Annotated in this window: 1 protein-coding gene; it reads left to right on the forward strand. The window is 68.8% G+C overall.

Annotation, left to right across the window (positions count from 1 at the left end; all coding sequences use genetic code 11):
• Nucleotides 1-118: 118 nt before the first annotated feature.
• Nucleotides 119-13,765: a filamentous hemagglutinin family protein gene (locus AC07VH_RS27360; RefSeq protein WP_494788887.1), complete on the forward strand. Its 13,647-nt coding sequence runs from the start codon at nucleotides 119-121 to the stop codon at nucleotides 13,763-13,765.
• The last annotated feature ends 9 nt before the right edge of the window (nucleotides 13,766-13,774 follow it).

Consider the following 13,774-nt stretch of genomic DNA (forward strand, 5'->3'; position numbering starts at 1 on the left):
TTGTTCCCTGTCAATGCTGCTGGAAGCCGCGAATCAGTGCCCGCCGCCCGCCGCCGTGCGTGCCGCGCGCCGCCTCGCGATATCGGTCAGCAACGGAACATGAAAAGGGAATGTCGCCATGCAGCGAAGCAAGTCGGTCACGAAACACGCATCCTCCTCCGCCATGGCGGGCAGCCAGACGGGCCGCCCGGTGCGCTTGAAACCGCTGGCGCTGGCCATCGCCATGCTGCTGCAGGCGGGCGGCGCGCAGGCGCAGCAGCCGTTCAGCGGCGCCTGGTTCGCGGGCAAGGGCGCCAACCAGGGCGCGGCCACCGCCACGGGACGCTTGCCGAATGGCCAGCCGGCCACCTCGCTGAACAATCCCCTGCTGCAGCAGCAAAAGGCCGAAGGCAAGCTGCAGCAATCGCTGAATAACCTGTTGCTGGCCGCGCGCGGCATCGCCGCCGAGCAGGCGGTGCAGGCGGCTGCGCGCCAGGCGGCGCTGGCGGCGGGCGGCGCGCCCGATGGCCTGGTCAAGGGCGGCTTGCAGGTCGACACGAACAGCCTGACGGCCGGCTGGCTCAATGCCCAGGGCCCCGTGCAGACCCAGGCCGACGGCAAGACCGTCGTGAAGGTCGTGCAGACGGATGACAAGGCGATACTGAACTGGGAAAGTTTTAACGTCGGCAAGAACACCAGCTTGCAATTCGACCAGAAATCAAACTGGTCCGTATTGAACCGCGTCAATGATCCGTTGGCGCGCCCCAGCCAGATCCAGGGCCAGATCAAGGCCGACGGCACGGTGATGATCGTCAACCGCAACGGCATCGTGTTTACGGGCAGCAGCCAGGTCGATACGCGCAACCTGGCGGCGGCCGCCATGGGCATGAGCGACAGCCAGTTCAAGAGCGGCCTGTACGGCAAGGCGCAGGGCACGGGCGCCGTGCCGACCTTCGCGAATGACTTGCTGCTGGGCCAGAATACCTCCACGCATGGCAAGGCCGAGGCGGACGTCGTCGTCGCCGCCGGCGCGCGCATCGACACGCGCAAGCCGCAGACGGTGACGGAAGGCGGTGGCTACGTGCTGCTGGCCGGCCGCAGCGTCGACAACGCGGGTGCCATCACCACGCCGAATGGCCAGACCACCCTGGCCGCCGGCGACGCCATCGTCGTGCGCCCGGGCCAGGGCACGGACAAGAACCAGTATTCGAGCACGCGCGGCAATGAAGTCGAGATGCTGCGCGTGGCGGACAGCAAGGCGGGCAGCGTCGTCAACAACGGGCTGATCCAGGCGGCCGGCGGCGACATCACGCTGAGCGGCAACACCCTGCGCCAGGATGGCGTGCTGCTGTCGAGCACCAGCGTCAACGGACGCGGCAGCATCCACCTGGCGGCGGCGGGCGAGAATGCCGGCGTCACCCTGGCGCGCGGCAGCGTCAGCGCCATTGTCATCGACGACAACGGCGCCACGGCGCTCGACGTGCAGCGCGATACCTTGCTGAAGGACACGGGCAAGGGCACGGACACGCCGCAGGACCGGCGCGACCAGTCGCTGGTGCGCGTCGTCTCCGCTGGCAATGTCGAGTTCGAAGGCGACTCGCTGACCCTGGCCACGGGCGGCCAGGTGCTGGTCGACGCGGCCCGCCGCAGCCACGTGGCGCGCGACGCCGCCATCGACGTCTCGGGCGCCGTCGGCGTGAAGGTCGACATGAGCAGCAACAATGTGCTGATCAACGTGCAAGGCAACGAACAGCGCGACGCACCGGGCAGCCGCGACGCGAAATACCTGAACAACAGCGACGTGTGGGTCGACCGCCGCGACCTGGTGCTGGTGCCGGCCGGCACGAATGGCTACGCCACGGACCGCTGGTACACGGCCGGCGGCTTGCTGGAAGTGAGCGGCTACCTGAACACCAGCGGCCACGGCATCGGCGAGTGGGCGGCCCAGGGCGGCACCGTCGGCTTTGGCGGCGGCGAAGTGGTGACGCAGGCCGGTTCGCGCATCAACATCGCCGGCGGTTCGCTCGACGTGCAGACGGGCATGGTCAAGCAGACGTGGCTGAAGGGCGCCGATGGCGCCATGTACAAGCTGAGCACGGCCCCTGGCGACAATCTGTACACGGGCTTGTACCGCGGCTATGAAAGCACGCATGCGCGCTGGGGCGCGAACACGACGGAAACCCATGCAAATGCCCTGATCGGCCCGCGCGAACGCCTGGAAAACGGCTATACGGTGGGCCGCGACGCGGGCCGCCTGATCGTGTCCACGGGCGCGGCCGTGCTGGAAGGCGATATCGATACGTCCGTGTTCCAGGGCGAGCGCCAGCAGCGCAAGCGCGATGACGGCATGGACAGCTACAAGCAGGCGCAGACGTCGGCGGCGCGCGCCGGTCAATTGATCGTGGGCAAAATGACGCCCGTCTTCGATACCAGGACGGGCCAGCTGCGCGACAGCCCGCAAGCCGTGCTGGAAAAGGTGCAAATCGGCAAGGTGGCGGGCATCGCCGATGGCCAGCTGCTGGGCGAAGCCTTGCCGGCCGCGCGCAGCAAGACCTTGCAGCTCGATGCCGACTGGCTCAACGGGCTGGAGCTGGGTGCCCTGAATATCTATGCCTACGACAAGCTCGACGTCAATGCCGACGTGCGCGTGGCCGATGGCGGCGACATCGCCCTGCACGCCACCGACGTGGCCCTGAAGGCGAACGTGAGCGCGCGCGGCGGCAGCATCGCCGCCGGCGACATTGTTTCGCGCTACCTGGCGGGTGCGGGCGACGTATGGGCTGAAGGCAAGCTGGTGCCGGACAACCGTCCCACGGGAACGGCCGGCGTGCGCGTGGCGCCCGGCGTGCGCCTCGATGCGCGCGGCCTGTGGAGCAACCTGGAACTGGACCCGGGCGCCGTCGCCGGTTTGCCGTATGTGAATGGCGGCAAGGTCACCCTGAAAAGCTCGGGCGGCATCGACCTGACGGGCGGCAGCGTCATCGACGTCTCGTCCGGCGCCGCCCTGATGAGCAATGGCAGCCTGCAGGGCGGGCGCGGCGGCGACATCACCCTGGCGGTCGACCTGCCGACGGAAAAAGCGCCGACGGGTGCCATGCTCAAGCTCGACGGCGAATTGCGCGGCCATGGCGTGAAGGGCGGCGGGCGCCTGGTGATCGACAGCGGCGCAGCCGTCAGCATCGGCGGTAAGCTGCTCGAAGGCGACGTGCTGGCGGCGGGGACCGGCGCTGCGCCGGGCCTGCGCCTGGCCGATGAATTCCTGATCGCCCAGGGCGAGAAGATACCCTTCGATTTTGCGCTCAGCACCAGCCTGATCAAGCCGGGCCAGGTCTTGAGCAAACCCGTGACGGTGGATGTGTCGGTGCAGAAACCGCTGGTGCTGGGTGCCGACCTGCTGTTGCCGCCAGGCGCGCACGTCGTCATCGACAACAAGACGTATGTCTGGGCTGGCTCCACCGTTCCAGCTGGCAGCGTGCTGACGGTCATCAATGGCTTGAATCCCGGTTTCGTGGTGTCGGCGGAGGTCTTTCCGAACGGCTTGCCGATCCAGCCGGTGACGACGCAGTATGCGGCGGGCAGCATCGCCGCCGACGACTTGCGCGCGCCGCGCGGCCTGCTGCTGCCGGCCGGCACGGTGCTGGGGCGCGACGCGACCGTCAAGCCGCTGCTGGCGCTGGACGCCAGCCTGTTCCAGAGCGGTTTTGCCGACTATGCCGTCACGGGCCGCGATGGCGTCGTGGTCGTCAAGAATGCGCAGATCGATGTCACCATGCCCGTGCTGCGTTTCAATCCCGCCACGGGCCGTACGGTGGCGGGCGGCACCGATCCTGGCGCCGCGCTGGAAGTGTGGACGCCGGAGCTGTACCAGGAAGATGCGCGCAAGGCCAGTCTGACGCAGCGCGCTGGCGCGAATTTGTCGCTGACGGCCGGCAGCTCCTACGTGAAGGGCGCCCTGGCGGTGCAGGAAGGCGCCGTCGTCAAGGTCGATCCGGGCCGCCAGATCAGCCTGACGGGCAATGACCAGATCACCATCGATGGCAAGCTCGAAGCCTGGGGTGGCAAAATCGCCGTCCTGCCGGGCACGTTTGGCACGGGCAATGAGGTGGATGTACCGAACGGCAAGGGACAAGCCACCTCGATCTGGATCGGCGACAAGGCCGTGCTCGACGTGGCCGGCCGCGCCACGGTCGCTACCGACATGCGCGGCGGGCGCTATGGCCGTGCCGACCAGGGCGGCAGCATCGAAATCGGCGCCCGCTACAAGGCTGACGCCGCCAGCATCGACGCGGCCGATGCCTTTGTCGTCGTGCGTCCGGGCGCGCTGCTCGACGCCAGCGGCGCGCACGCCACGCTGGACTTGCCGAACCAGGGTACCGTCGACGTGGCCGGCAACGGCGGTTTGATCTCGCTCAGTTCGTATAACGGCATCTTCGCCGACGGCACCCTGCGCGCGGCGGCCGGCGGCGCCGGGGCGGCCGGCGGCACCCTGGCGCTGGCGCTGGACACGCCCAATTATGGCAAGGTCAACCGCTACAACTTGCAAGGCGACAACGTGGACAACGCGGTGCGCGTGCCGCGCGAAATGCAGCTGGCGCAGGTGCAGGGCGAGAGCGCCTTGCCCGACGACTTGCGCGCCGGCCAGCAGGATGCGGCGCTGCGCTACGGCAGCGCGCGCCTGGGCGCCGACCGCGTGCAGGCCGGCGGTTTCGACAACCTGGCCCTGCACGTGAACGGCATGCTCAGCTTTGACGGCGACGTCAGCCTGTCGCTGGGCCAGAGCCTGCGCCTGAGCGCCAGTTCGCTGGGCCTGGCGCAGCAGCCTTTGCCCGATGGCGAGGAAAAGGCGGGCAGCCTCGCCAGCCAGATGCACCTGGCGGCGCCGTACGTGCGCCTGGGCACGGCCGTGCGTACGCAGAAGGACGATTACATCGTGCCCAATGCCGTGAAGGGCTCGAAGAACCTGGGCAAGGGACGCGGCATGCTGGGCGTGCCGCTGGTGGCCGAGGATTCCCTGCTGCGCATCGATGCGGGCATGCTCGATATCGCGGGCGAGGTCAACATGGGTACGCGCGGCACCATCGCGCAGAGCAGCGGCGCCGACCTGGTGGTCGAGCGCGACGCCTTCGAGCAGCTGACCCTGAACAGCCGCGGCGACATGCGCCTGTCGAACAGCGCCGCCTTGTACCAGCCCGGCAATGCCAGCCTGGTGGCCGCGCAGATCTACCCGGCCACGGGCGACAGCGGCATGGTCACGGTGGGGCAGCAGAGCGGCATCGACGAGTATGGCAATATCCGCGTCACGCTCGATCCCCTGCGCACGCTCAATATCGGGCGCAGCGGCGACGGCGCCATGCCGAACCAGCCGTTCTCCGTGTTCGGTACCCTGAGCCTGGTCGCGCCCACCATCAACCAGCATGGCGTGCTGCGCGCGCCGTTGGGCCAGATCAACCTGGGTGCCGAAGGCTACGAAGCCAATACGGGCCGCGTCAACCTGTTGCCTGGTAGCTTGACGTCCGTCAGCGCGAAGGGCTTGACGATGCCCTACGGCGGCACCCTCGATGGCCTCAGCTACCTGTATGACGGCAACGATGTCGTGTTCAAGGGCGTGGGCAATGGCCCCGAGATCGCCTTGACGGGCGCCGCCGTCGACGTGCAACAAGGCGCCGTGCTCGACCTGTCGGGCGGCGGCACCTTGACGGGCGCGGCCTTCCTGGCCGGACGCGGCGGCTCGACCGATGCGCGCCTCAATCCGCTGGTGCAGATGAAGCCGAACGGCGGTTTCACCCTGCCCGGCCTGAACACCAACCCCGTGTACGCCATCCTTCCCGGCGTGCAGCCGGACGTGGCGCCTTTGACGGCCGAGCAAGGCGCGGGCAAGCCCGCCGTGGGACGTCAGATCACCATAGCCGCAGGCGTGCCCGGCCTGGCGGCCGGCACCTACACCCTGCTGCCATCGAATTTCGCCCTGCTGCCTGGTGCCTTCCGCGTGGAACTGAATGGCCTGGCCGGCGCCGTCGAGGCGGGCGGCACGGTGGCCATGCGCAATGGCTCGTATGCGACGGCGGCGCAGACGGGCGTGGCCGGCACGGCAATCCGCGACGTGGTGGCGCGCCAGGCCATCCTCACGCCGGCCGACGTGCTGCGCACCTATTCCCAATACAACGAGACGGGCTATGCCGCCTTCGCCGTGGCGCAGGCCACGCGCGACGGCGTGCCGCGCGCCACGCTGGAGCGCGATGCCAAGGGCGTGCGCGTGCAGCTGATCGCCCCGTCCGTGCACAGCGTCAAGGACAACCATACGCCGTTGATGATGGATGGCAGCGCCCTGTATGCGCCGGCCGAAGGCGGCTTCGGCGGCTCCCTGCTGCTGGGCACGGGCAACCATGCGTCGACCCGCTACGAAGTGCTGGCCGACGGCACGGCGCCGCTGGCCGATTTCAATGGCGTCTCCGTGCATGCCTCGCAGATCAATGCCTTCGGCGCCCAGCGCGTGGGCATCGGCGGCTTGCCGCGCGTGAACTACAGCGATTTTGGCACGGGCAGCAACCAGCGCGCCAATATTGCCGCCATCAAGGAATCGGCGGGCGGCATCGTGCTGCGCGACGGCGCCGTGCTGAAGGCGGCCGAAGTGTTTCTGGTGACGGCGAGAAAAGACGACGGCATCATCCTGGAGCAGGGCTCCGGCATCAATACGCTGGGCCGCGGCAAGGCCGCCTGGGATTCCCGCGACGGCTATGTGTATGAGCCCATGGGCAGCGTGCTGGCCGTCTCGAACGGCTGGCTGGACATGCTGCCGGCTGCGCCGCCGTCGTCCGAATCGTATGGCCCCGGCATCATCGATATCGGCGCGTGTGCGAAGGCGGGCGGCGCCTGCGGCGGCAGCACCGCGCTGTATTCCGAGGGCACCATCGCCGCCGTGACGGAGCGCGCATTTACCCTGCGCGACAACGTGCGCTACGGCACGCGCAACCTGGTGCTGGCGATGGGGTCGATCAATGTCGGCAGCGAGGCGTCGCTGGCGGACGCCAGCGCCCGCGGCGTCTTGCCGGACGGCCTGGCGCTGAACCAGGGCGTGCTCGACCGCCTGCTGCGCGGCGATACCAGCACCGGCGCACCGGCGCTGGAAAACCTGGGTTTGACGGCGCGCAATTCCTTCAACTTCTATGATTCGTCGCAGCTGTCGACCATCGATGCGGCCACGGGCAAGTCGTCGCTGTCGCGCCTGGTGCTCAACACGCCCGCCATCTACGGCTATGGCGGCCCGGACGCGCTGGCGCGCATCCACACGGACACCCTCGTGTGGCAGGGCGCGACGAACGCGCCCGGCGCGGTGGTCGCCGCTGGCCCCGGCACGGGCAGCGGCCGCCTGCAGGTCGACGCCAAGCGCATCGAGTTCGGCTTCACGCCGGACAGCCGTCCCGACACCATCCACAAGCTGGACCGCCTGGTGCTGGGCTTCGGCCAGGTGGCGCTGAATGCCAGCGAACAGCTGACGGCCAACAACAAGGGCAGCCTGTCCGTCTACCAGTCGCAAAGCGCGTGGGATACGGCCACCAATGGCTACCGCTACAGCGGCGGCGATTTGCTGATCAACACGCCGCTGTTGACGGGCGCGGCCGGTTCCGTCAACCGCATCACGGCGGGCGGCGACCTCAAGGTGAGCGCGCCGGCCGGTGCCGCCGCCGCCACGCCGACGAATGCGGCGCTGGCCGGCGCCCTGGGCGCCGAAGTGGCGCTCAGCGGCAACAGCGTCAGCGTGGATACGGCGGTGGTCTTGCCGAGCGGAAAATTGACCCTGTCGGCCGAGCGCGACGTATTGCTGGGCGACAAGGCCAAGCTGGACCTGGCGGGCCGCAAGATCGATTTCTATGACACCAGCAAGTACAGCTGGGGCGGCGACGTGATCCTCGACAGCCGCGAGGGCGACGTGCGCCAGGCGGCCGCTTCCGTGATTGACGTGTCGGCCGTGCACAACCGCGCCGGCAAGCTCAGCGTGATCGCCACGGGCGAGGCGGCGGGCACGGCCGACTTGCGCGGCAGCCTGCTGGGCGGCGCCAGCGGCAGCTATGACGCGGGCGGCACTCAGGTAGCCTACGCGGCGGGCGGTCTGGAGCTGCGGGCCCAGCACGTCGGCGATTTCGCCGGCCTGAACCAGCGCCTGAACACGGGCAAGGTATTCGGCAGCCGCAGCTTCCAGCTCAAACAGGGCAATCTGGCCATCGGCGACGAGCTCAAGGCGCGCGAAGTGAGCGTCTCCGTCGACGGCGGCAGCCTGATGGTGAACGGCCGCATCGACGCCAGCGGCGAACAGGTGGGCAGCATTCGCCTGGCCGGCCGCGACGGCGTGACCATCCAATCGGGCGCCGTGCTCGATGCGCACGGCACGCTGCTGCGCACGGACAGCTATGGCCAGGTGATCGAGGCGCCGAACCGCGCCGTGATCGAACTGGCATCGCCGGGCGGCCGCCTGACCCTGGAAAACGGCGCGCGTTTCGACCTGCGCAGCGGAGACAAGGGCGGCAACTACGGCAGCATCGACCTGAACGCGCGCCGCCTCGGCGGCGCCACGGGCGACGACATCGACATCGACGCGGCTGGCGCGCTGAACATCGCCGGCGCGCGCACGATCAACGTCAATGCCTTCTGGCAATACAAGGATGCGCCGGCGGGCACGGGCAAGGATGCGGACGGCCGCAGCTACCAGGGCATCAACCAGGCTTACCTGGACGAAAAACACGGGGACAGCCAGGCCTTCATGGCCAATGCGCTGGCCAACGGCAATTTGATGAACACTAAATTGCGCGGCTTGCGCGGCGACGCCAACGCCTTCCACCTGCGTCCCGGCGTCGAGATCGTCAGCGCCACGCCGGGCGGTGACCTGCATATCGATGGCGACATCGACCTGTCCGGCCACCGCTACGACGGCGTCAATCCGCTGGCGCGCCTGAGCGGCGTGTACGGCTCGGGCGAGGCCGGTGCGCTGGTGCTGCGCGCCGGCGGCAAGCTCAGCGTCTTTGGCAGTATCACCGATGGATTCGATACCAGCGTCCTGCCCGTCACGATCGATGACAAGGGCTGGCAACTGGTGAAAGGCCGGCTGCCGTGGGGCGGCGAGGTCGTCGTGCCGCAGGCGGGCCTGGTGACCCTGGCCGAAAACACCTATTTCAAATCGGGCACGAGCGTCAATTTCGCCGTGCCGATGAAAGCCATGGAGTTGCGCAGCGGCACCTTGCTGGCGGCGCGCGCCACCTTGACGGCGGAGTTGAACTTGCCTGCAGGCAGCGTGCTGGGCGGCGCCGTGCGCAATGCCGACGGCAGTGTGCTGTACGCGGCCGGCACCGTCTTGCCCAAGGCGTTGACCTTATCGAGCGGCATGCAGCTCGATGCCGGCCTGCGCCTGCCCGGCGCGGCCCAGGTGGCGGCCATGGTGTGGCCGGCGAACGTGGCCCTGCCTTTCCCGGAAGGCCGGCCGTGGGACGTGGCCGATGGCACGAATGCCGTCAATGGCGTGGTGCTGGCCTCGGCGCTGGCGCTGGACAAGGGCAGCGTGCTGCCCGCCGGCACCGTGGTCAGGCTGCCGGGCGACGTCACCATGGTGTCGCTGCGCAGCGAGGATGGCAGCGGCAGCCAGGGCCGCAACCTGGCGCTGGCGCCCATGCTGGCCCAGGGTTCGCAAGCGTGGTCGCTGCGCCTGGTGGGCGGCGCCGATACGGCTGCGGCCGACACGCGCGCCCTGCGCCCGCATGCGAAGGACGCCCATCTGATGCTGGCCGATGCGCATTACGGCATGGGCACTGTCCGCGAGTTGGTTCCAGGCACTGGCTTGCCCGCAAAGTATGAATGGGGCGAAGATGCCGGCCTGTTTGGCGAGATACCGGGCACGCCTATCGACCTGACTTTCTTTCCCGACGAAGAAGCGCTGCTTGGCTTCAATGAATATGGCGCAATCGTCGTCAAGATTCAGGATGGCACGGAGCCTGAATACGTGCACGTGACTGCGCCGGCGCGCCAGCCCCTGTTCAGCGTGCTGCGCACGGGCACGGGCGACCTCGATTTGCTCGCCGCGGGCGACTTCGACATGCGTTCGCTGTATGGCGTCTACACGGCGGGCACGCAGTCGGCCTCGCCGCTGGTGAACGGCAAGGATCTGTTCAACCTGCCGCGCGGCCTGAACGCCAAGGGCCAGCTGCTGGGGGCGCTGGGCCAGGACTTTACGCCGTTCGTCGATGGCGGCAGCCGGAGCCTGTACCGCGCCTGGTATCCCGAGCATGGCGGCAACCTGCTGCTGCGCGCCCAGGGCGACGTCAAGGGCGATACGCTGGCTAGCTTCACCCAGCGCCGCGAGGATGCCATCGGCTGGCTGCGCGCGCAGCAGGACACCAGCGACATCGGCACCTGGCTGTGGCGCCAGGGCAGCGGCAGCACGGGCGCGGGGGTGCCCACGGCATGGTGGATCAATTTCGGCACCTATGTCGCGCGTCCCGAAGGCGTCGACCTGTTCTCGGGCTTGCCGGGGCTGTCGGGCTTCACGGGCATCGGCACCCTGGGTGGCGGCAATCTGCTGCTGCAGGCGGGCGGCGACGCCGGCATGCTGGCCTCGCGCGCCGATCCGGGCGGCGAGTTCGCGCCGCGCAGCCAGGGCCTGAACGTGGCCGTGGGCAGCACGGGCAGGGTGACGCCGGACGGCAAGCTGCTGCTGACGGGCGGCGGCGACCTCGATATCCGCATCGGCGGCGGGCTGAACCCCGTGGCCGAGGTGCGCAGCTTCGACAGCAATAGCGACCGGCCGAACCCGAACACGCGTTTCGAACGCCAGATCCCTGGCCTGAACAGCACGCTCACCAACCTGCGCGGTGCGCTGCGCCTGGAGGCGGGCGCCGTGGGCGGCATCGAATTGCGCTTCGACCGCGCCGATCCGACGGAATCGCGTCCGTATGAAACCTACACGGCGGGCACGGCGATCGCCAGCGGCGGGCCCATCCTGGTACCGGGCGACAGCGGCGTGCGCATCGATGCGCGCGGCGACGTGGTGCTGGGCGGCGTGGCCGATGCGGGCCGCGTGAAACAACTGGGCTATGGTTCGCCGTTCAGCTACAAGGGCGTGGAGCGCACCGGCGAAGGCTGGAGTTGGTTCTCGCTGTGGACGCCGGCCACGGCCATCGACCTGTTCAGCGCGGGCGGCAACCTGACGCCCACCTCGTCCTGGATCAATGCGATGGCCGGCGACAACCACGCGCCGACGGACGGGCGCTTCGTCATGCCGTCCGTGCTGCGCGCCGTGGCCGCCAGCGGCAGCTTGTACTACGGCAATGCCAGCCTGGGCAGGCTGGGAGATGGCGGCAAGGTGGACATGCCGCAAAACGGCGTGATCCTGGCACCCTCGCCGGTGGCACCGCAATTTGTCAGGACGGGCGCGGGCCAGCTGGAAATGCTGGCCGCCGACTCCATCCATGCGGCCGGTTATCCGATCACGCCATCGGGCGCCGACCCGCGCATGCTGCCGAATCCGTTCAATCCGGGCTTCGTCGGCGCCCTGGACAAGGTCTGGTTCGGCCTGCTGCCGCTGCATAACGTCAGCGCCGATGCGCTGGCGCCCGGGGCATTGAAATGGTTTGGTACGACGTCGAATGGCGCCAGCGATGCCAATCAGCAAGTGTATCCGCTGTTCAGCATGACCCCGCCGACGGTTTCCGACTATGTGCCGGCAGGCCAGTTGCCTGCGCACTTCTATGCCAACAGCGGCGACATCGTCGGCCTGCGCACGGGCGGCATCGTGTACCGGGCGAAGCTGAAGGGCGAAACGGGCCCGCTGGGCCTCTGGTATGAAGGCGGTGGCGCCGTGGCCGTGCGTGCCGGACGCGACATCGTCAATTCCGGCACGCCGCTGGGAACGGTCGAGAGCGTGCCGGACGGCGCGGCGGGATGGACCGGCCAGCCCTTTGCCAACAGTCCCGAACTGCCGGAAAAGCCGGTCGTCTTCGGCAGCTCGTCGGCGCGCGGCAATCTGTTCGTGCACCGTCATGCCGATGACGTTTCCGTCGTCAGCGCCGGGCGCGATATCCGCTACAGCACCTTCTATGTGGCGGGGCCGGGCCAGCTCAATGTGAGCGCCGGGCGCGACCTGTACATGGCCGACAAGGCGGAATTGCGCAGCCTCGGCTCCATCGTCCATGTCGGCCAGGACAAGCGCGGCGATGGCGCCGGCATCAGCGTGGCCGCCGGCGTGGGCCGCAACGGTCCCGACTATGCGGCCTTCGCGGCGCGCTACCTGGACCCGGCCAAGCTGGCCGACCCAGGCAAGCCGCTGGCCGACCAGGCCGGCAGCGCCGTGTATGTCTACGGCGGCAAGCTGACCCTGGCCGACTGGCTGCGCGGCCAGTTTGGTTACAAAGGCGATGAGGCGGGCGCTGCCGCCTTCCTCGGCACGAAGCAGGCCGAACTGGAAAAGGCCGGCCAGCAAACGGGCGCCGTGCGGCGCGACCTGGCGCGCGAATACGCGCAGGTCAGCCAGCTGCACCTGGTGAACTGGCTGACGACGCGCTTTGGCGGCGACAGCGGCCTGGGCATCCGCTACGACCCGGCCACCGATGCGCGCAGCTTCTTTGCCGCCTTGCCGAAGGAACAGCAGCAGGTGTACCTGAGCAACGTCTATTTTGCCGAGCTGAAGGCGGCCGGACGCGAGTACAACGATGCGGACGGCGTGCGCCGCGGCAGCTATCTGCGCGGCCGCGAAGCCATCGCCACCCTCTTCCCGGCGCAGGACAAGGCGGGCAAGAAGATCGAGTACCAGGGCGACCTGACCATGTTCAGCAGCGCGCTGTACACCGTCAGCGGATACGGCGGCGTGTACACCAAGCGGCCCGTCGCGGGCGTGCGCTACCTGAGTCCGCAGGAATGGGCCGAGGCGGGCCGTCCCGACTACAACGTGCCTTACGTGACCGTCAACGATGCCGGCATCCACACGGATTTCGGCGGCGACATCGGCATCACCGTGCCGGGCGGCCGCGCGCTGATCGGCGTCGACGGCGGCTATGCGCCGGGCGCAGGTTCGGGCGTGCTGACGCAGGGACAGGGCGACATCCAGATGTATGCGAAAGACAGCATCCTGCTGGGCCAGAGCCGCATCTTTACTACGTTCGGCGGCAACATCCTGGCCTGGTCGGCCACGGGCGACATCAACGCGGGCCGCGGCACCAAGTCCACCGTCGTCTACACGCCGCAGCGCCGCGCCTACGACAGCATCGGCCTCGTCAGCCTGTCGCCGAGCACGCCGACGACGGGCGCCGGCATCGCCACCCTGAATCCGATCCCGGAGGTGCCGCCCGGCGACATCGACCTGATCGCCCCGCTGGGCACCATCGATGCGGGCGAGGCGGGCATCCGCGTCTCGGGCAACGTCAACCTGGCCGCCTTGCAGGTGGTGAATGCGGAAAACATCCAGGTGCAGGGCAAGGCGACGGGTATCCCGACCATCGCTTCGGTGAACGTGGGAGCACTCAGCAATGCCAGCGCGGCCGCCTCGCAAGCCGTGACGGCGGCGCAGGACGTGCTGCAGCGCGAACGGGCCGCCACGCGCCAGGCGCAGCCATCGCTGTTCACGGTGAAAGTATTGGGCTTCGGCAACGAGCAGGCGGACGAGGGCGGCGCCGGCAAGCACCAGGGCGGCGAGCCGCAGGCGTCCAGCTACCAGCCGGCCGGCGTGGTGCAGGTGCTGGGCGCGGGACCGTTGACGGCGCCGCAGCTGCAGGCGCTCACGCCGAACGAGCGGCGCGGACTGCAACCGTGAGTTTTATGA

This window comes from Janthinobacterium sp. GW821-FHT03C10, assembly GCF_059420865.1.

Excerpts from the sequence above, each read along its gene's own strand:
- AC07VH_RS27360 (WP_494788887.1), top strand. The coding sequence starts at position 119 with ATGCAGCGAAGCAAGTCGGTCACGAAACACGCATCCTCCTCCGCCATG.